16 protein-coding genes are annotated in these 20,255 nt (G+C 45.9%); 4 read left to right on the top strand and 12 right to left on the bottom strand.

The features are described 5' to 3' along the window. Positions 1-100: 100 nt before the first annotated feature. Positions 101-721, bottom strand: a complete 621-nt coding sequence (locus V7Q33_RS08100) for an IMPACT family protein (RefSeq protein WP_331975810.1) — start codon at positions 719-721, stop codon at positions 101-103. Positions 722-830: 109 nt separating this feature from the next. On the opposite strand from V7Q33_RS08100, the gene V7Q33_RS08095 reads away from it, so the two are divergent. Both V7Q33_RS08095 and V7Q33_RS08090 read left to right on the top strand, forming a co-directional pair. Further along, on the top strand, positions 831-1,646 hold the full coding sequence (locus V7Q33_RS08095) for a head GIN domain-containing protein (RefSeq protein ID WP_333819508.1): 816 nt from the start codon (positions 831-833) through the stop codon (positions 1,644-1,646). A gap of 123 nt (positions 1,647-1,769) precedes the next feature. Further along, on the top strand, positions 1,770-2,414 hold the full coding sequence (locus V7Q33_RS08090) for an MgtC/SapB family protein (RefSeq protein WP_333819507.1): 645 nt from the start codon (positions 1,770-1,772) through the stop codon (positions 2,412-2,414). Between the two features lie 263 nt (positions 2,415-2,677). Here the strand turns inward: V7Q33_RS08090 and V7Q33_RS08085 are convergent, their stop codons facing one another. The 8 genes from V7Q33_RS08085 to V7Q33_RS08050 form a co-directional block, all read right to left on the bottom strand. After that, on the bottom strand, positions 2,678-4,660 hold the full coding sequence (locus V7Q33_RS08085) for an alpha-L-arabinofuranosidase C-terminal domain-containing protein (RefSeq protein WP_333819506.1): 1,983 nt from the start codon (positions 4,658-4,660) through the stop codon (positions 2,678-2,680). 6 nt (positions 4,661-4,666) lie between these two features. Beyond that, positions 4,667-6,214 carry an alpha-N-arabinofuranosidase gene (locus V7Q33_RS08080; protein WP_331975818.1) on the bottom strand — a complete coding sequence of 516 codons (1,548 nt, stop codon included), beginning with the start codon at positions 6,212-6,214 and terminating at the stop codon, positions 4,667-4,669. A gap of 164 nt (positions 6,215-6,378) precedes the next feature. Beyond that, positions 6,379-7,068, bottom strand: a complete 690-nt coding sequence (locus V7Q33_RS08075; RefSeq protein ID WP_331975820.1) for an NUDIX hydrolase — start codon at positions 7,066-7,068, stop codon at positions 6,379-6,381. Between the two features lie 35 nt (positions 7,069-7,103). Next, entirely contained in the window at positions 7,104-8,792 is a 1,689-nt protein-coding gene (locus tag V7Q33_RS08070) for a sodium:solute symporter family transporter (protein ID WP_331975822.1), read from the bottom strand. A 187-nt stretch (positions 8,793-8,979) separates the two neighbouring features. After that, positions 8,980-10,470 (bottom strand): L-arabinose isomerase, encoded by a 1,491-nt coding sequence (gene araA / locus V7Q33_RS08065; RefSeq protein WP_333819505.1) that lies wholly within the window; start codon positions 10,468-10,470, stop codon positions 8,980-8,982. 35 nt (positions 10,471-10,505) lie between these two features. After that, positions 10,506-12,515, bottom strand: a complete 2,010-nt coding sequence (locus V7Q33_RS08060) for a glycoside hydrolase family 127 protein (protein ID WP_333819504.1) — start codon at positions 12,513-12,515, stop codon at positions 10,506-10,508. Between the two features lie 34 nt (positions 12,516-12,549). Further along, a complete protein-coding gene (locus tag V7Q33_RS08055) occupies positions 12,550-13,251 on the bottom strand; it encodes an L-ribulose-5-phosphate 4-epimerase (protein ID WP_331975827.1) in 702 nt (233 codons plus the stop codon). A 38-nt stretch (positions 13,252-13,289) separates the two neighbouring features. Further along, complete coding sequence (locus V7Q33_RS08050; RefSeq protein ID WP_331975829.1) at positions 13,290-14,957, bottom strand: ribulokinase; 1,668 nt, start codon at positions 14,955-14,957, stop codon at positions 13,290-13,292. Between the two features lie 247 nt (positions 14,958-15,204). Here V7Q33_RS08050 and V7Q33_RS08045 point away from each other — a divergent pair, with 247 nt between their 5' ends. Both V7Q33_RS08045 and V7Q33_RS08040 read left to right on the top strand, forming a co-directional pair. After that, complete coding sequence (locus V7Q33_RS08045; RefSeq protein WP_333819503.1) at positions 15,205-15,684, top strand: hypothetical protein; 480 nt, start codon at positions 15,205-15,207, stop codon at positions 15,682-15,684. Positions 15,685-15,708: 24 nt separating this feature from the next. Next, the gene (locus tag V7Q33_RS08040) at positions 15,709-16,110 is read left to right on the top strand and encodes a hypothetical protein (RefSeq protein WP_331975833.1); all 402 of its coding nucleotides are present in this window, start codon (positions 15,709-15,711) and stop codon (positions 16,108-16,110) included. A 9-nt stretch (positions 16,111-16,119) separates the two neighbouring features. On the opposite strand, the gene V7Q33_RS08035 is transcribed toward V7Q33_RS08040, so the two are convergent. From V7Q33_RS08035 to glpK, 3 genes are all read right to left on the bottom strand, one after another. Beyond that, entirely contained in the window at positions 16,120-16,782 is a 663-nt protein-coding gene (locus V7Q33_RS08035) for an HAD family hydrolase (protein ID WP_331975835.1), read from the bottom strand. 68 nt (positions 16,783-16,850) lie between these two features. Continuing rightward, positions 16,851-18,419 carry a glycerol-3-phosphate dehydrogenase/oxidase gene (locus V7Q33_RS08030; protein WP_333819502.1) on the bottom strand — a complete coding sequence of 523 codons (1,569 nt, stop codon included), beginning with the start codon at positions 18,417-18,419 and terminating at the stop codon, positions 16,851-16,853. A 42-nt stretch (positions 18,420-18,461) separates the two neighbouring features. After that, positions 18,462-19,955: a glycerol kinase GlpK gene (gene glpK / locus V7Q33_RS08025; protein ID WP_331975839.1), complete on the bottom strand. Its 1,494-nt coding sequence runs from the start codon at positions 19,953-19,955 to the stop codon at positions 18,462-18,464. Between the last annotated feature and the right edge of the window lie 300 nt (positions 19,956-20,255).

Below are 20,255 nucleotides of genomic sequence, written 5' to 3'. Positions count from 1 at the left end.
CATTGCTGTCTAAGCGTGATGATCTCCAGCAAATGATAGTGATAAAAGTCTTTCAAGTACTGATCCCGGCAAACGGCGAGGTTCTTTCTTTCCAATAATCTCACAACGGCAGGGTTGCAGCTTCCAGCGATGCACCCAGCGCTTTCATCAAGGTAATTTTTTCAAAAAAGTTTTCATGGTGTTTGATCTTGATCTCCGCTTCAAGTGTGCAGCCGGTAGTAAAATCCTGGTGCAGTATTTTTAGGTCGAAATCTTTCACCAGCTTCATAACATCCGGTGTGGATGCATATTCGTATTTAATGACGATTCGCTCCGTAACTTCGCATTCCATCATCACGGCATGATTCAGGGCATCTTCCGCAGCAATCTTATAGGCACTGATCAATCCGCCTACACCGAGCTTGGTACCACCAAAATAGCGGACAACAACAATCAGTATATTCGTTAATTCCTTTGAGCGTATCTGCCCTAATATAGGATCGCCCGCGGAATGATTGGGTTCGCCATCATCGTTCGCACGAAAGTGTTTTCGCTCGGGGCCCAACATCCACGCATAGCAATGATGGCGTGCATCGAAATATTCTTTGCGCAATGCCTCCAATCGCTCACGAATAATAGTCTCCGAATCTACCGGATAAGCAAACGCCAGGAACTTGCTTCCTTTCTCTTTATAAAAACCTTCTGCAGGCGCCTGGATGGTGCGATAGGTAAATACGGGCATGGAACGCAGATTGAAAATTATGCGTCAAAGAAAAGCATAAAAAATTTATCTGCCGATACGCAACCTTATCGTAAGCGGAGTAGTCTATCAAAAGTATAACCCAGCATTTATGAAAAAGTATATTTCCATCTTCCTGTTTATCCTCCTCGCCAGTGCGTCTGTATTCGCACAAACCCGTGAGACACGCAATGTGTCCGATTTTACAAAAGTAGCTTTTCGTGTTCCCGGTAAACTGTATTTGCGTCAAGGTACTGCCATGAAAGTAGAGGTTGAAGGCAAAAAAGATCTGTTGAATGAAATTGAAACAGAAGTAGAAGGCTCCAAGCTTGTTATTGGTAAAAAAGGTAAATGGTCGAACTGGAATTGGGATGATGACGATCGTATCAATGTATATATTACGATGCCTACCATTGAAGCATTAAGCGTGGGTGGCTCTGGCGACCTGATTGCAGAGACTCGTATTCATTCTCAAAACCTCGATCTGAATGTGAGCGGCTCAGGCTCTATGAAGATCGAAGTAGAGGTTGCCGGCGAACTGGAAGCAGATGTATCGGGCTCTGGCGATGTAATTGTAAAAGGTAAGTGCAAAAGTTTTAACAGCGATGTAAGCGGTAGCGGCAAGGTAAATGCAGCATTGACTATTGATAGCATGGCAGAACTCGGTATATCCGGATCGGGCAAAATTGAGGCGAGTGGCAAAGCCAACGTTGTTAAAACATCCATTACCGGATCGGGTAAAATACTGGCTGCCGATCTGGAAACCAACCGCTGCGATGTGCGCATTTCCGGTTCTGGCGATGTAGAGATCAATGTAAAGGAAGAGCTTGATGCCAGCATTACCGGCAGCGGCACAGTAACCTACAAAGGCGATCCGAAAAAATTAAACAGCCATTCTGCCGGCAGCGGCAGAGTGCGCAAGATGTAATTATCAGAGAACCTCTTTTTATATATACTTAGGAAGAAAGCCCGGTCAGTTTTGACCGGGCTTATTTTTTTAGGATCTTTTAGGATCTTTTCCGAAGGCATACTTTTTTTGCTAACACCATCTATGCATATCGATATCAACTCCGATTACGAAACCGCGCTGCAATTACTATTATCGTTTGTGATTGGTTCGGCCATTGGTCTCGAACGCGAATATCGCAGCAAGGCAGCAGGCCTGCGCACCATGATCATGATCTGCCTCGGCTCTACGATCTTCACTGAAATATCCGCAACACTCACTATATCCACGCCCGATCGTATTGCTTCCAACATCATTACCGGTGTTGGCTTTCTGGGTGCCGGTGTAATCTTTAAGGATACCCTTACCATTAGCGGCATTACCACTGCTACTACAATATGGATAGCTGCGGCGTTGGGCATGGCTGTAGGTGCCGGCGAATATTTTATAGCTTCTGCAGGATCGATTGCTGTGATTATCGTGCTCACCATTTTTGAAAATGTTAAGCTTATAATCACGCGATTTCACCAGGCACGCACCTATCGCATTACGTTATTGAAAGACGACATCTTTATACAGGAATTGGAAGCTACCTTTATAAAACACAAGCTTCGCTTTCTGCAGGATCGCTATATGAAAAATGAAGAGAGTTATATACTTATTTATGAAGCATTCGGGGGAGTAAAAAACTTTGATGGGCTTAACGAATTTCTTAAAAATGATCCGCGCGTGAAGCGATACGAATACTAACTATATATTTCCAAGCTATAGCATGGTACGATCGCGGCCAGCCATAAAAGGATATACCAGGCATAAAAAATATATCCTTTGAAACCGGGCACTGCTTGCAGATGGTGCATCAAAACACCGGCTTAGTCGCTGCCAGTTCTTTTTATTGGTAGAAGAAAAAACAGAAATACCCATTCCTGTACAAAACAGGGAATGGGTATTTTCTTGTCTGATCATCAGCAGGTCGTGTACGCGGATGTACTGCGCATGCAAGCTGCGCATGACTATAATGCTTTCACCCTAATAACCGTAACCGATGCAGCCGGCAGTACAGTTTTCAGTTTCCTACTCTTCAAACTGATCGCCTGTTCGGTTGGCTTTATATGGAAAGGATCATCCAGTGTGTTGATATCTTCCGGGCTTGCACTTTTCAATACCGAAAGCGTACCTGCTGCAGAAACATTCTTTGCACCCGATACCCGTATATCTACGGTTGCTTCTTTTTCACCCGTGTTCACTACTTTGATGATTACCTCCCTGGTTTTGCTATCCATCACAGCTGAAGCATATATACCGTTCTCTCCTGCCAGCGGTTTATTAGCAGCCGTAACCGGAATTATATGAGTACCTCTGTTGGTGGAGAACAATTTCTGCACATAGTAGTTTGGCGTACCGAAAGATTGCACATTATCAAACCAGATCAGATCCGGTGCCCACTGCCATCCTTCCACATGTGCGAACAGCGGTGCGTATGATGCCATCTGTACTATATCTGCATTGCGTTCGAGGCCCGTCATAAAAGCTGCTTCTGCGAGGGCACTCTCCCAGTTATTCTTCTTGTCGGGATCAACTTTGCGTTGTGTGTGTCCTGCATATTCGCCTGCAAAGATCTTCGGTCCGTTGCGATCATAGCTATCATAACGTTTGGCATTCGTTAAGAACCATTCCGGCGAACGGTAGTAATGCTCATCAATAAAATCGATATGCAAATCTCTTAGCTGTGGATTGAGGTAATCGAACAATTCTCCATCCGGAAAAGGTCCGGCACTGGTAATCAGTTTTATCTGCGGGTACTTCGCTTTAATAGTTTTTGCAAAAACTTTCAGGCGATCTATATATTGCTCACCCCATTGTTCATTGCCCACACCCATCATCTTCATATTGAATGGCGCGGGATGCCCCATGTCTGCACGAAGCTTGCCCCACCGGGTATCGGTGCCTCCGTTGGCAAATTCGATCAGGTCGAGTGCGTCTTGCAAATATGGATCAAGTTGATCGAGCGGCACCACTTCAGAAGAGTTGAACTGACAAGCCATGCCACAGTTGATGATCGGCAGCGGCTCTGCCCCTATATCTTCGGCGAGTTGGAAGTATTCAAAGAAGCCAAGGCCAAAGCTCTGAAAGTAATCGGGTGCAGGGCGATGCTTGAACTCGGTATTCCAGCGGTTGATAATCAACTGACGGTCTTCCACATTGCCTACGGTTTTCTTCCACTGATACCGTGTGGCCAGCTCATATCCTTCCACAATACATCCGCCGGGGAAGCGTATAAAACCAGGCTTCAGATCAGCAAGCCATTGCACCAGGTCGGCACGCAATCCTTCCGGTCTGTTCTTCCAGGTATCGGCGGGGAAAAGGGAGATCATGTCGGCATCCAACGTTCCTTTACCTTCGAATGTGATGCGCAGTTTACCTTTCGGTTCGGTGGCAGAAGCTTTGAACGATGCCGTATGTTTCTTCCAGTCGCTGCCGCTAATGGTAACAGCGGTTCCTCCGATGCTCGCACCGCTGGCATTCAGCAATTCGAGTTTCAGTTTCACATCGCCTTCCGGAGCTTTTGCCCACACAGAAAAATTATACTGTATATCTTTCCGTATACCCATGCCTCTGAATCCTTCATTGGTAAGTGTATACGTTCCCTGCGCGGCATTCCATGAGATATGAGCATAGCGAGGATTGGATGGTCTTGTAGCCTGCTCGTTGACAATAAGTATAGCACCTTTTGCACCATCTTTACTTTCATCTTTCCAGCCCATGAGCGGCTGGGTAAATTCGAACGAACGGTTCTTCACCAGTTCGGCATATATACCGCCATCGGCTGCGAAGTTTATATCTTCAAAGAAGATGCCCCACATGGTTGGCTGTATAGCAGCACCCGGTTTTTCTGCATTCACCGTGAGCACCGTAGATTGTGCTATAGCGTGACTGAATACTGCTGCACTCATTGCTGTGAGCAGCCCTATACTTTTAATAAAAGAGAATTTCACACAAACTTATTTTAGCTCAAGTACTACTACGGAGCAAGCCGGCAATTTTACCTGAAGATTGCTGCCTTTTAATTGTGCACCTTTAAATGCCACAGGCTTTACCTTTTCAGGATTCTCGAAGGTGTTATGATCCGTCATGGAAGACGATGCCAGTATTCTTCCGGTTACACCAGTAGCCTTGCCATCGAGCGTAATGGTAATATCCTGCGCTTTTTTCGGATCTATATTTACCAGTGAAATATGCACTACGCCATTTTTATCCTTGGATGCAGATGCAGATATAGCGGGTAATTTATCAGAGCCGAAAGTATAGTCTGTGGTCTTCAATTCCAGCGGCAGCAGCGTGGCATCCTGGTGCACGTTATACATTTCGAGTACGTGGTACGTTGGTGTGAGAATCATTTTCTCTTCGTTGGTCAGAATTACGGACTGCAATACGTTAACCACCTGCGCAAGATTCGCCATGCGCACGCGCTCGCAATGCTTGTGGAATATATTCAGGGTGCTGCCGGCAATCATGGCATCGCGCATGGTGTTCTGCTGATAGAGGAAACCAGGATTGGTACCAGGCTCTACATCATACCATCCACCCCACTCATCTACTACAAGGGCTACGCGTTTCTGTGGATCATATTTATCCATGATAGCTGAATGCTTGGTGATAAGCTCATCCATGAAAAGCGCTTGCTTCATGATGGCAAAGTATTGCTCTTCCGAAAAGTTGGTAGCAGGGCCTTTATGATCCCAGTTGATCACTGAGTAATGATGCATCGCCAGTCCCGACATCATGTGATTCGGTATATCGCGCATCAAAACTTCTGTCCAGTTATAGTCTGATGAGCTGGCACCGGAAGCGATTCGGAACAGGTGATCGGTGCCTGACAAGTCGGGCATAAAGGTTGAATACTGGCGGTATATATTTGCATAGTACTCTGGGCGCATATTGCCACCGCATCCCCACGCTTCATTTCCTACGCCCCAGAATTTTACTTTCCACGGTTTCTCTCTTCCGTTCTCGGCACGCAGCTTCGACATGGGGCTTACGCCATCAAAATTTACATACTGCACCCAGTCTGTCAGATCCTCCACTGTGCCACTGCCTACATTGGCTGCGAGATAAGGCTCTGTGCCAATGAGCTCGCACATGTTCAGAAAGTCGTGTGTACCAAAGCTGTTATCTTCCGTAACACCACCCCACCAGCGGTTTACAATAGCTGGGCGTTTATCTTTCGGGCCTATACCATCTTTCCAATGGTAGGTATCGGCAAAACATCCGCCTGGCCAGCGCAGGTTGGGTATCTTTAGTTTCTTCAAAGCATCCACTATATCCAAACGAACACCGTTTTTATTCGGAATCTTTGCATTGTTCTCACCTACATAAAAACCACCATATATACAGTGGCCCAGGTGTTCAGCAAAATGTCCATAAATATGTTTGTTGATGACAAGCTGCGGATTAGCAGGTTGAAGACTAAGCTTTACTTCCGACTGACTATAGCTTATACTGAAAGTAATCAGTACTGCTAAACAAGACAGGGCTACATACTTTTTCATTATCCGGTTTAAGTTTAATTGAACTTTTGACAGAGCCAATTTACACTCAATCCGTTAAAAACGTATCATTTACACTTATCTTTTTACAACGTTTGAAATAGGTACAGAATTAAATAATTGATCCAAAGGGATCTGGCCGAAAGTGGAATTACGCGTTTGGACAATCAGATGAACTTCACACCTTCCTGGCGCAGCTTGCCATATTTATTCTTGTCGAACACATAGTAGAAAGCGCCTTTGCGCGATGATTCTTTTTCCTTCTCATCGAGTTTATTGAGGATGCCAAGGGAAAGAATTTTACGTGTGAAGTTCCGCTTGTCGAGCGGCTCCTCATATATAGCTTCATAGAGATTCTGCAAAGATGGCAGGGTAAATTTCTCCGGAAGCAGTTCGAAGCCTATCGGATGGTTAGCCACTTTCTGACGAAGGCGTTCTTTGGCAAGTGCTACCATTTCTTTATGATCGAAGATCAGGTCAGGGATCTTGTTGAGTTGGAACCAGCGTGCTTCATGATCGGATTGCAACTGCTCGCTATAGTCTGCTATATTGATAAGAGCAAAGTATGCTACTGAAATTACACGACCTGCTACATCGCGGTTTACTCCGCTGAAGCAATGCAACTGTTCCATGTATACATTGTTGAGGCCGGTGAGCTGGTGCAATACGCGGGCAGCAGCTTCATCGGTGCTTTCATCCGGACTTACAAAGCCCCCCATCAATGACCATTTGCCGCGCTCAGGATCGAAGCCACGTTTTATTAAAAGTGCTTTCAACTGCTGACCATCAAAACCAAAGATGATGCAATCTACAGCAACCAGTATGCGATCGTGACTTTTATATTTATTAATATCCATGCCTGAACGCTAAAGGGCCGTAGTATTTTACAATATTACCAGAACTTAACATACAAAGCCGTCAAAACCACAATCGTCATAATGATTAACACGAGCGTTGACGACTTTACTTTGAACATCTCGCGGTCTATCGCGAATGATTTCGGATTTACTTTCGGGCCTGTCAGGCTCATCACGATCATCACCACCATGGTGAAGAAGAACGACAATCCCATACAGATCAGGAAAGGAATTTCATAGCCGCCTTTTCCATTGGGATACGCGGTATAGAAGATTGTTTCATTACCAAACACGGCCGGCGCGAACTGGTTGAAGAAAACCGAGAGCGCAAAACCTGTAATCACACCGGCAATGGCAGCCGCTCCGGTAGTACGTTTCCAGAACATACCTAGTATAAACATGGCAAACACACCCGGACTGATGTAGCCGGTATATTTCTGGATAAAGGTAAATCCGCCTTCACCACCTATACCGAGCAGATCTTCCCATGTGAAGATCAGTGCCAGGATCATCGATGCAAACACTGTAACGCGACCAACCCACACCATGTTGGCTTCATCTGCTGAAGTCTTGAAATACTTCTTGTATACATCCAACGTAAAGATGGTGGATATACTGTTGAGCTTACCCGCCAGCGAAGCCACAATAGCAGCGGTGAGTGCAGCAATGGAAAGACCTTTCAGGCCGCTCGGTAAGAAACCAAGTATAGCGGAGTAAGCGCCATCTTTACTTCCGCCGGCAAGTTGTGGCAGATAACCGTTCTTATACAAAACATACGCTGCAATACCGGGCAACATGACAATCACCGGCATCATGAGCTTGATAAAACCGGCGAACAATATACCGGTGCGTGCTGTTTGCAGATCGGCACCCAGGGCGCGTTGTGTGATGTATTGATTGCAGCCCCAGTAGTTGAGGTTCACAATCCACTGCCCGGCAAAGTACATGGCAATGCCCGGCAACACTAAATATTTATTGATATACTCCTGCGGAGCATCAGGCCCCGGCTTGGCCAGGATCATGTGAAAATGGTCGGGCGCATTTTGCATCAATACTTTGAAACCGGCTATGGCGCTTGAGCCTAATCCGAACTTTTCGCTCACAATGGTAAGTGCCAGGTATATTGTAGCCAGTCCACCAATAATGAGCACACCTACCTGAATTACATCGGTATAGCCGATTACTTTCATACCGCCTAGTGTGATCACGAGTGCAAATATAGCCAGACCAATCATGAGTATATGTAGTGACTCTCCTCCTACCAATCCGTTAATGGCAACGGCTCCTAAATAGAGTATAGAGGTGAGGTTTACGAAAATGTACAGGAACAACCAGAACACCGCCATGATGAGCGCTACTGTTTCGTTGTAGCGCGTCTTCAGAAACTGTGGCATGGTATAGATCTTATTCTTGAGGTAGATCGGTATAAACCACACCGCGATTATGATTAACGCAATGGCCGCAATCCATTCGTAGGCTGCTACGGCTATGCCTACAAAATACCCTTCACCGCTCATACCGATGAATTGCTCAGCCGATATATTCGAAGCGATCAGCGAGGCACCAATAGCCCACCATGTAAGCGAACCTTCAGCCAGGAAGAAATCCTTTGTATCCGTTACGGCCTTCTTCTTTCGCTTATAAACCCAATACCCATACCCCGCCACAATGATGAAGTATATAACAAACACGAGGTAATCGGAAAATACAAGTGATTGGTTCATAGGAAAAAGATCAAGGTTTAAGGTTCAATGTTTATACTGGCGGCAGGCTTCTGGCTACCAGTGCCGGAGGTGCTGACTGCAGTAACGTATGCTACTTTATACTTTACTTTGCATTTAAAGCGTAAGTAAAAGCCACACACACCACGCACTCACACACATCCGGCAGCTAGCAACTCGCAGCCAGCAACTATTTATAGTATATTTCGTTCCAGCGCAATTCGTTTTTGAACTGGTATAAATTGGTTTGTTTACCGATGAGTACATATTCAATGCCGGCCATTTCTGCAAAATCCTGCAGGTGTTCGGAAGTCAGATTCTGGCTATAGCAAGTGTGGTGTGCACCACCTGCCAGTATCCACGCAGCGCAACCGGTTAACATATCCGGATACGGTTTCCAGAGTACGCGTGCTACGGGAAGCTTGGGAAGGTCTTGCAATGGCGCAACGGCTTCTACTTCATTCACGAGCAGGCGAAAGCGATTACCCATATCAATTACCGATGCATTCAATGCAGCACCCGGCGCGCTGTTAAATACCAGTCGCACAGGATCAGCTTTACCACCTATACCCAGCGGATGTACTTCACAGGAAGGTTTACCATCAGCAATTGACTCGCATATCTCGAGCATGTGTGCACCAAGCACCATTTGGTTTGATGGATCAAAGTGATAGGTATAATCTTCCATGAAGGAGTTACCACCTTTCAGGCCACTGCCCATTACTTTCATGGCACGCACCAGGGCAGCCGTCTTCCAGTCGCCTTCTGCACCAAAGCCATAGCCTTCTGCCATCAGGCGCTGCACGGCTATGCCGGGAAGTTGCACGAGACCATTCAGGTCTTCGAATGTATCGGTAAAGCCTTTAAAATTTCCCTGTTGCAAAAAGGCGCGTAAGCCAATCTCTATCCTGGCAGCTTCGCGAAGCGAAGTATGTTTATCACCACCTTTGCGTAAGGATGCCTGTAAAGTATATTTCTGTTCGTATTCGCTGGCGAGTTTGGTGATCTCGTCATCGGTAACAGCATTGACCACTTTTACGAGATCGCCTATACCATAGCCGTTCACAGAATAACCGAAACGTATTTCGGCTTCTACTTTATCACCTTCTGTTACGGCAACCTGGCGCATGTTATCACCAAACCGGCAGAACCTGGCGCCCTGCAGGTCGTTCCAGCCACTGGCAGCACGCAACCATACATTCAAACGCTCCTGTACACCTTTATCCTGCCAATGCCCTACTACAACTTTGCGCTCCAGGCGCATGCGCGACATGATGAAACCAAACTCGCGGTCGCCATGAGCGCTCTGGTTCAGGTTCATGAAATCCATGTCTATATCTTTCCACGGTATATCACGGTTAAATTGTGTATGCAGGTGCAGCAGCGGCTTCTGCAATATCTTCAAGCCACCAATCCACATTTTGGCAGGTGAAAAGGTATGCATCCACGCAATGATACCGATACAGTTCTTCGCATTGTTTACTTCCTGGCAGAGGTGGTATATCTCTTCCGGTGTTTTTAACACTGGCTTGAAAATTACTTTTACCGGTATAGCAGATGATGCATCGAGTTCACGCGCAATCTGCTGTGAGTGATCGGCTACCTGCTTCAATGTTTCTTCACCATATAAATGCTGGCTGCCGGTAACGAACCATACTTCGAGTTTCTTCAAATCGGTCATTGACGTAGTTGTTTTATGCTTTATGTTTTTGAATTCTATTTTGAGATAATATCCACAGAGGTAATGGTTGTGGGGAACCACACTTCCATTTCGCCAGCCCCGCGGTGCGCCCATGCATAATAAGGTATAGCGATGAAATTCTGTTTTACAGTAGATACCGAATTGTGTTGGGGATTTACTTTCAATGCTGTGGCTTCCCCTTTCAGCACGGTTACACCATTCAGTAAGTCTGTTTTATACTCCGGGCTGAATGTTGTTCCCACTGGCAGCACGAGGTTGCTCGTTAATCCGTTGTTATCAGGCCACTCAGCACAGTACATAAGCGGACCGCGCTGCAAAGCAACTTTACCAATATCGTCCTGCACTTTCCTGTTGGCCGCTACCTGTTTGATTTCCATCGGCAGGTTTACTTCTACTACATCTCCTTTCTTCCACTTGCGGCTCAATACTGCGTAACCGTTCTGCACAGTATAATTTTCAGGTTTGCCATTGATCGTAATCGTAGCTTTTGCTGCAGAAGTGTTGGTAAATGTATACAGATCAGAAGGCATAGCCTGGCCTTGCGCCCAACCCGGTATACGCACCAGGAGGTTAAAGGCCTGTGTTCCCTTCGGTGATATTGTGAAAAGTAATTTTCCATCCCATGGATAATTGTTCTTCTGTTCGATCTGTACAGATTTCGTATTTACACTCAGTGTAGATGTACCGCTGATAAATAAGTTCACATATACATCGTTGCCTTTCTGTGCATAGACATACCCCGGCACAGAAGGAATAAGGCGTGTAACGTTGGTAGGGCAGCATGAGCAAGTGAACCAGCCCGAACGCTGATCTTCAGAACCGTTTTGCTTCGCACTATTTTTTATCTCCATAGCATTGGTATAGAAGAATGATTTACCATCCATACCTACTCCGGAGATCAAGCCATTGTATAGTGTCTTTTCCAGTATATCAATATATTTCGAATCACCATGCAACAGGAACATACGGTGGTTCCAGTATACATTTGCAATGGCTGCACACGTTTCATTATAAGCGGTTGCGTTAGGCAATTCATAATTTTCACCGAAGCGCTCGCCATCGCCTACGGCACCAATGCTACCTTGTACATATATCTTTTTAGTAACTACATTGTTCCAGATCGAATCGATGGCTGCGAGAAAAGCTTTATCGTCTGTGAGTGCTGCTATATCTGCCATGGCGGCATACAGATACCCGGCACGCACCGCATGGCCCGTAGCCTCCGTCTGTTCCACAACCGGTTTATGGTCTTGCCAATAGGCGCCGTTCTTCCATGGATCTTTACTCTTGGAATCATAGCCGTTATAGTGGCCGCGTTCTTCAATAAAATATTTCGCAGTTTGTAAATACTCTTTCTTACCGGTGATGCGGTATAACTTCACAAGGCCCATCTCCACAACTTCATGGCCCGGTGCCACGTGTTTTTTATCCGGGCCAAACACAGAACAAACAAGATCTGCGTTGCGCAATGCTATATCAAGCAGGTTGCGTTTGCCGGTAGCCTGATAATGAGCAGCAGCCGCTTCGTAGAGGTGACCGGAATTATAGAGTTCGTGGCTCAGTTCACGCTCACGCTCCCAGCGTTCTTTACCAGCCCACACATGTGGTTCCTGCGGATTAATGGTACGTGCAGTATATAAATAACCATCAGGCTCCTGTGCCGCTGCTATCTTGGTGATAAGTGTATCGATGTATAGTTCCAGTTTTTTATCGGGATAAAGCGACAGTGAGAATGAAGCTCCCTCAATTGTCTTGTATATATCGGTGTCATCGAACGGATATACTGTGCAGAACTTTCCGCTTTTGGCCGCTGCCATCTCGAAGTTCTTTACGCGGCCGGTGTTTTCGCATCGCTCGAAAGAAGCTGGTATGGTTACGGTATGGTTGGTTTTTATGCGTGGCAACCAAAAATTATCAGTCAGTTTCACTTGCGTGAATGGAACGCCCTGTATCGGGTAGTCGCGATGCTGGGCATATGCGGTTGATACTGACAGGCATAGCAGAAACAGAATCAGCTTCTTCATAATCTTCGACACATTATTTATATACTCTATAATTTTAGTTCTGTCCATAATAGGAATCGGGCCCATGCTTGCGCTCGAAATGTTTCTTGATGAGCGCGTCTTTCAGTCGTGGTGCTTTCGGGTTTATCTGCTCCGTAAGCAAAGCCATCTGCGCTACTGCTTCCAGCACGGCACTGTTATATACGGCCTTCTCGGGTGTTTTACCCCAGGTGAACGGTGCATGGTTGCCCACAAGTATCATCTCAATCTCTTCATAACTCAGCTTCCGATCTTTGAGGCAATTCATGATCTGAAAACCGGTTTCATATTCATAATCACCCTTAATCATCTCATCGCTCATCGGTGGAGCGCACGGTATATCTACGGTATTATGATCGGCATGCGTTGTTCCGAATATAGGTATATCGCGCTGCGACTGTGCCCACGCCGTAGCATAGGTAGAGTGTGTATGTACAATGCCTCCGATCTTCTCCCAATGCTTGTAAAGCACGGCATGTGTTTTTGTATCGGATGACGGGCGAAGTTTTCCTTCCACCGTTTTGCCATCGAAATCTACAATCACCATTTTCTCGGGCGACAGTTCTTCATACGGAACACCGCTGGGTTTAATGGCAAATACACCGGCAGCACGATCGGCAGCACTTACGTTTCCGAAAGTAAAAATTACCAATCCCAGCTTCGGTAACTGCATGTTGGCCTCGTAGGCAGATTGTTTTATATGGTCGTAGTTGGACATTGAAAATCGATGTTAGGAATTACGGAGAGGATCGTGCGTCAGGCGTTCTTTTCAAGTTGGTGTCCAGTCTCCAGGTATTGTTTATAGCGTTTGCTATAGATAGCATGTGTGGATGCATTCGGAGTATATTCTGCATCGAAGCCTTGCCCCATGGCATTCATCGCTTCTTCTACGTTAGGATATATACCTGTGGCCGTAGCTGCAAACATCGCAGCACCTGCAGCACAAGTCTGTTCTGATTTATGAATGCGGATTGGCATGTTCATCACATCGGCCATCACCTGCATAATATAGGGCGATTTTCGGGCAACACCTCCAAGGCCTATCAACCCTTTCACAGGAACACCTTCTTTGTTAAAGCGATCTACAATGGCTTTTGCGCCAAAACAGGTTGCTTCTACCCAGGCCTTGAATAAGCGCGGTGCATCCGTGCCGAGGCTCAATCCAGTTATAGCACCTTTCAATAATTGATTTGCGTCCGGAGTTCTTCTTCCATTAAGCCAGTCGATGGCCAGCTCATTATGTTCGTCCAATGGCAATGCTGCCGCCTGACGGGTAAGTTCAGGAATGATCTTGTCGATCAGTTCGCCTTTTAATTTCTCGGCTATATCGGGTGTGATTAGTGCAGATGACTTCAGCAAATTCTCCAAAGGCCACGCCAGTATATTCCGGAACCATGCATACGTATCGCCAAAAGCTGACTGACCTGCTTCCAATCCAATCATACCCGGAATGATTGATCCGTTTACCTGTCCGCATATACCGCGCACAAGTTTACCTTCCATATCACGCACAGGCACCACCATCATATCGCAGGTGGAAGTACCCATCACTTTGCTGAGGTGATACGGTTCTATCTGTCCGCCTACTGCGCCCATGTGGCAATCGAAAGCCCCTATACCTATAACTACATCTGATGAAAGCCCTAATCGTTCGGCCCATTCTTTGCTGAGCTTGCCTGCAGGTTTATCAGAGGTATACGTGTCTTTAAATAATCTTGAAGTATATCCTTTGAGCAGCGGATCGAGTGAGCTGAAAAACTCATCGGGAGGTAAACCGTTAAACTCGGCTGACCATAATGCTTTATGTCCTGCAGAACACACACCACGCTTAAGCGCGTGCACATCGTTGCCGCCGGTGAGTAAATAAGGAACCCAGTCGCAATGCTCTACCCAGGAGTAACACGCTCTGCGTACAGCTTCGTCTTCGCGCAGCACGTGCAGTAATTTAGCCCAGAACCATTCGGATGAATATATACCGCCTACATATTGCAGATAGTTTACATCAAATTTCTCCGCGTGTGCGTTGATTTCAGCCGCCTCTTTGGTAGATGTATGATCTTTCCAAAGCACGAACATGGCGTTGGGGTTATTTTCAAACTCCGGCAGAAGTGCCAGCGGTGTTCCGCTTTTATCTACGGCTACCGGCGTAGAGCCCGTTGTATCAACAGCTATACCTTTTACTGCGCTGCGCACCGAAGCACCAGCCTGCTGCAGGCATTGTTTGATTGTTGTTTCAAGACCTTCTATATAATCTTTCGGATGCTGGCGAAACTGATTTTTTGCCGGATTGCAGAACAATCCATCGCGCCACCGCGGATAATAAAATACAGAGGAAGCTACCTCTGCTCCCGATGAAGCATCTACAATAATAGAGCGAACGGAATCTGTTCCATAATCCACTCCGATAACATATCCCTTACCCATAAAAATCCAGTAATCAATCGTTTGAATGGCTGCTAAGATACAATAATTTTTATAAGTGTATAAAAAACATTTAAAATTAATAAAAATGAATTTCGGTGAAATATAGCAAACCTGAGTCTGACAGCGGGATGATGAAATCACGATTTTCTGATTAGGACTATTCTGCATCAGTGCTTACATTCTGTGCGTTTTTTATTAACATTGTGTTTTACGGTTGTATGTTAATTGAGTGAGGTTCTGATTTGTTATGGAGACTGTGGTTAGTAAAAATTTCAATATCAATTCCTGGAAGATAACGGCTGAGCGCAAAAAGCTATACTCGGCTGATGCGGTTATTGATGCATACCTAAGAGGAAAGAGTGAAGGACTTCAACAACATCAAAAAGTTCTCATTCAGCAGCTTGAGGCTAACGTGAAGAAAGCTTCCGCTCATACATCTGTGGTTGTTCAGTACATTCGGGAGCAGGGATTAACTGCATTGTCGGCTTATTTGAAACTTAGCTCTTTCGATAGAATGAGTGTTCTGATCACATTATCAGAGGAAGATTTTCTAAGTGATGTGATCTCAGATGTATATAACTATATATCCTCTATTGAAGAAACTGTTTCCGAAGAATTTTATACCATTAACTTCACATTTGCCATTGCGGGCAAAAAGTTTAACCGCGGACTCCTGGAGTCTGATGGCTATATATTTCAGGCTTCTCCTTCGAAGCAAAACTCCTAAACGTTACGTATCATTTTAATTTCTATGCGCAAAGCTCATGCAGAGCATAATGAAGAATTATGCGATTTTCTATTGGAAACAAAAAAGTATAACGACTGGGTGGTAACCACCGCATTCTATGCAGCCCTTAACTTTGTAAAGTTCGAGATGTTCCCACTGAATTTACCAGGCATTGGAAAGTTTGAAGATTTTGAAAGTTACCTCAAGAAATCAGGGAAAGGAGGCGAGAAACACGAGATCTTAAAACAATTGGTTCATAAAAATATGAAATGTGGCGGAGCTTACCGATGGCTGCTTGAAAACTGCATGACGGCCCGTTATAATGAATATGTGGTAAGCGAGCAAAACGCAAAGCATGCCAAGAAAATGCTGGCCGCCGTTAAATCGCATTGTAAAAAATTAAATCCAGTCGGAAAGCAAGTATAGCCGGTCTAGCTAAATCAGCTCCTTCAACAAAGGATTCTTATAATCTTTCGTATAGAGCATGATGTTGCTATAGCGTTGAAACTCTTCGGGCGTATGCATGGTGGTTAATACAACGCTTTGCATGCCTGCATTCTCGGCAGCTTCCACACCTTTGGGAGCATCTTCAAACACCGTACAGTTGTCGGGATGTACGCCTAACAGCTCAGCAGCTTTCAGAAACACTTCGGGGTGCGGTTTACTTTGCAACACATCGTGCGCACTTACGATTACGTTGAAGTAATGGCGAATGTTCAGGTTATCGAGCACGAAGTTGATGTTATAGGGAATGGCGGCTGAACCAATGGCGAGCCGTATACCCGCCTGGTGGGCATTCTCTAAAAAGTCGAATAAGCCTGGCAACAGATCGAGGTGAGGGCGATACAGTGCCTGGTATTTATCTTCTTTGCGTTGGGAGATTTCTTCTATTTCAGCAGGTGTAAAGTGGCCCTCACCAAATACGCGGGCAAGCAGTTCATCATTCTTGCCATACATCTGGCTTCTTGTCTCTTCAATACTCAGCTTGGCGCCCAGGTCGTTGGTTAATACATCATGCCATATCTGTAAGTGATAATGCATGTCATCAATCATGGTACCGTTGAGGTCGAATATAAAGGCCTTTGCGCTCATGTGCATTTATAGAATTACAGCACAATATTAAGCACTAATCTTTATACTATACAGAAAGATTACGTATTCGTTACTCATGCCAGTCTATAGCCATCGGCAAGCTGTGTAAATGCTTGTATTTGCGCGTGTTGCCAGGCTTCATCGTGGCCTAGTGTTTCTGCCAGGAGACGTGCCACTACAGGCGCCATTTCAATACTTGCAGCGGCATCCAGAAAGAGCGCGCGTGTTCTGCGGGCCAGTACATCTTCTACCGTGCGTGCCATTTCCGATTGCGCTGCCCACACTACTTCGGCTTGTATGATGCTCAGGTCCGGATGGATTTTTTCAGCCAATACAGACCGCTCCGCGATGAGTGCTTCTATATATTTTTTATCGCCGCCATAGAAATATAGCGGATCATCAAGCCTTACCGGTTCAGCCGCCCCGTGAATCGGCAATTGCTTCGTGACCGAACTTCGCTCGGGTAAATTTCCAACCATCACCGCGCGATCAATCGTATCTTCTCCCATCTTGCGATAGGTAGTCCACTTACCGCCTACTACAGTAATCAATCCGGATAGTGACACGAATATTTTATGACTGCGTGATATATCTTTTGTTTGTTTGCCATTATTGGTTGAAGCGGTGAGCGGGCGCAATCCGGCAAATATACTCTTCACATCGTGGCGCGTTGGCTTTCGTGTCAGGTATAGGCTTGCTGTGCTTAATATAAAATCAATCTCTTCTTCCAATGCGCGCGGCTCCAGGCTTTCCGTTTGCACCAGCGTATCGGTAGTGCCTACCACTACTTTATCATGCCAGGGCACTGCAAACAACACGCGGCCGTCCGATGTTTTCGGGATCATGATGGCGGCATCACCTTGCAGAAATTCGCGGTTCAATACGATGTGCACACCCTGGCTCGGCATAATGGATCTGCCTGCTTCAGGATCATCCATTTTCAGAATAGTATCGGCAAATACACCCGTGCAATTCACAATGGCTTTGGCATATATAGTATACTGCTCCTGCGTTTCTATATCGGTTGCTATCACACCGGTTACCGATTCTTTTTCATCTTTCACTAATGCTGTAACAGGCATATAGTTAATAACAACACCTTCATGATTCACGGCAGTCTGTGCCAGGTTTATGGCCAGGCGAGAGTCATCGAATTGACCATCGTAATATATTACACCACCGCGCAGTCCTTCCTCTTTCAGGTTGGCGATGGCATGCATGGTTTCTTCTTTGGATATATGTTCCGATGGACCAAGTCCCAATGATCCGGCCATCATATCATATACTTTCATACCGATGGTATAGAACGGACCATTCCACCATTCGTAATTCGGTATAATAAACTGTTGATTGCGCACGAGGTGAGGTGCGTTCTGTCGCAACAATCCACGCTCGTGCAAGGCTTCGAGTACCAGACCTATATCTCCCTGCTGCAAATAGCGAACACCTCCGTGAATGAGTTTTGTACTGCGACTTGAAGTGCCTTTTGCAAAGTCGTGTTGCTCTAACAGCAATGTTTTATACCCGCGTGATGCAGCTTCTACAGCAGCCCCCAAACCGGTGGCGCCTCCGCCGATGATCAGCACATCCCACGGTGTGGCTCCCTGCTGGCGGAGTGCGTCTATCATGGCCGATCGTTGCATGCTATATAGGTATACCCTTTATAATTAATTCTTCTATAAATCTTACTCCTCATTCGCCCACCCTTTGGCTCGCTCTACGGCACGCTTCCAGGTGCGATACTGTTTCTGTTGTTTCTCTTTGTTACTGCCGGGAGTAAAGCGCTTGTCTTCCTGCCAGTACTTTTTAATTTCACCAAGCCCGCTCCAATATCCGGTAGCAAGCCCTGCCAGATAAGCAGCTCCCAGCGCTGTAGTCTCAGTAATCTTTGGCCGTACTACAATCTTATCCATCACATCCGACTGCAATTGCATCAACATATTGTTGACGGATGCGCCACCGTCTACGCGCAGTTCTTTCAACGCTATATTGGCTTCTTCCTGTATACAATCGGTAATGCTCTTTACATCAAACGTAATAGCATCCAGTGCAGCCCGGCTGATATGCGCTTTGGTAGTGCCACGCGTAAGCCCGATGATCAGGCCGCGCGCATAAGGGTCCCAGTGTGGTGCTCCGAGTCCGGAGAGTGCGGGCACTAAATATACTCCACCGGAATCTTCTACTTTTTGTGCCAGCTTCTCTACTTGTGCAGATGTGGGGAATAATTCCAATCCATCGCGAAGCCATTGAATTATCGCACCGCCTATAAATATAGATCCCTCTACGGCATAGGTCACATCATTGCCAATCTTCCAACCTATTGTGGTAAGTAAATCTTTCGTCACCACGGGTTTGTTACCGATGTTAGCCACAATAAAGCAACCCGTACCGTATGTGTTTTTAATCATGCCTGGCTCAAAGCATGCCTGCCCGAATAAGGCTGCCTGCTGATCGCCCGCTATACCGGCAATCGGTACTTTGCTGGCAAAAAGTGTAGTGCCCGTCTCACCATATACTTCACTGCACGAACGTACTTCCGGCAACATACTCTCCGGTATGGTAAAGATCTTCAGTAACTCTTTGTCCCACGACAAAGTATGTATATTAAAAATCATCGTGCGACTGGCGTTGGTCACATCCGTAACATGTACTTTGCCATTGGTAAGTTTCCAGGTAAGCCAGGTATCTACCGTACCAAATGCGAGTTTACCCTGCTCGGCTTTGGCACGTGCACCGGCTACGTTATCCAATATCCATTTTATCTTCGAAGCCGAGAAATAGGCATCGATGAACAGTCCTGTTTTTTGTTTGATGGTTTCCGACAGACCTTGAGCCTTTAGTTCATCGCAGTATGCCGAGGTTCTGCGATCCTGCCATACAATAGCATTATATAGCGGCTGGCTTGTTTCACGATCCCACACAATGGTAGTTTCACGCTGGTTGGTGATGCCAATCGCTGCGAGGTATTTTCCGTTAATGCCAATCTTGGCAATCGCTTCTGCGGCTACGCCAGCCTGCGAGGCCCATATCTCATTAGGATCATGTTCTACCCAACCGGGTTTGGGAAAGATTTGTTGAAATTCTTTTTGTGCTACGGATTGAATGGTTCCTTCCTGATCAAAGACAATAGCGCGCGAACTGGTAGTGCCCTGATCGAGAGCAAGTATATATTGTTTCATACGGTGCAGATATCAGCTTGGGTTGTAGTGAAATGATGAGATCAATTTAAGATTAAATACAGGAAAATTTCCCACAGAACTCGCAGAATATCACAGAATAAATACACACCAACCCTCTAGTACACCGCGCCTGGCAGCCAGCAGCTATTTTATTTCCCACAGAAATCACAGAATATCACAGAATAAATGCAGCCTACCCTATAGCACTCCGCGTATAGCAGCCAGCAGCCTGAAGCCAGCAGCCATTTTATTTCCCACAGAAATCACAGAATATCACAGAATAAATGCAGCCTACCCTAT

The sequence above is a fragment of the Ohtaekwangia sp. genome (assembly GCF_036786105.1).
GTDB lineage: Bacteria > Bacteroidota > Bacteroidia > Cytophagales > Cyclobacteriaceae > Ohtaekwangia.
Note: the sequence above shows the minus strand (reverse complement) of the source record. Positions and strands in the feature narration are given on the sequence as shown.

What these genes read in the sequence shown, in the direction of transcription:
- araA (WP_333819505.1), bottom strand. Translation starts at nt 10,470, where the DNA reads ATGACCGATTTGAAGAAACTCGAAGTATGGTTCGTTACCGGCAGCCAG.
- V7Q33_RS08060 (WP_333819504.1), bottom strand. Translation starts at nt 12,515, where the DNA reads ATGAAGAAGCTGATTCTGTTTCTGCTATGCCTGTCAGTATCAACCGCA.
- V7Q33_RS08035 (WP_331975835.1), bottom strand. Translation starts at nt 16,782, where the DNA reads ATGCACATGAGCGCAAAGGCCTTTATATTCGACCTCAACGGTACCATG.
- V7Q33_RS08045 (WP_333819503.1), top strand. Translation starts at nt 15,205, where the DNA reads ATGGAGACTGTGGTTAGTAAAAATTTCAATATCAATTCCTGGAAGATA.
- V7Q33_RS08090 (WP_333819507.1), top strand. Translation starts at nt 1,770, where the DNA reads ATGCATATCGATATCAACTCCGATTACGAAACCGCGCTGCAATTACTA.
- V7Q33_RS08040 (WP_331975833.1), top strand. Translation starts at nt 15,709, where the DNA reads ATGCGCAAAGCTCATGCAGAGCATAATGAAGAATTATGCGATTTTCTA.
- V7Q33_RS08030 (WP_333819502.1), bottom strand. Translation starts at nt 18,419, where the DNA reads ATGCAACGATCGGCCATGATAGACGCACTCCGCCAGCAGGGAGCCACA.
- V7Q33_RS08095 (WP_333819508.1), top strand. Translation starts at nt 831, where the DNA reads ATGAAAAAGTATATTTCCATCTTCCTGTTTATCCTCCTCGCCAGTGCG.
- V7Q33_RS08080 (WP_331975818.1), bottom strand. Translation starts at nt 6,214, where the DNA reads ATGAAAAAGTATGTAGCCCTGTCTTGTTTAGCAGTACTGATTACTTTC.
- glpK (WP_331975839.1), bottom strand. Translation starts at nt 19,955, where the DNA reads ATGAAACAATATATACTTGCTCTCGATCAGGGCACTACCAGTTCGCGC.
- V7Q33_RS08050 (WP_331975829.1), bottom strand. Translation starts at nt 14,957, where the DNA reads ATGGGTAAGGGATATGTTATCGGAGTGGATTATGGAACAGATTCCGTT.
- V7Q33_RS08055 (WP_331975827.1), bottom strand. Translation starts at nt 13,251, where the DNA reads ATGTCCAACTACGACCATATAAAACAATCTGCCTACGAGGCCAACATG.
- V7Q33_RS08070 (WP_331975822.1), bottom strand. Translation starts at nt 8,792, where the DNA reads ATGAACCAATCACTTGTATTTTCCGATTACCTCGTGTTTGTTATATAC.
- V7Q33_RS08075 (WP_331975820.1), bottom strand. Translation starts at nt 7,068, where the DNA reads ATGGATATTAATAAATATAAAAGTCACGATCGCATACTGGTTGCTGTA.
- V7Q33_RS08100 (WP_331975810.1), bottom strand. Translation starts at nt 721, where the DNA reads ATGCCCGTATTTACCTATCGCACCATCCAGGCGCCTGCAGAAGGTTTT.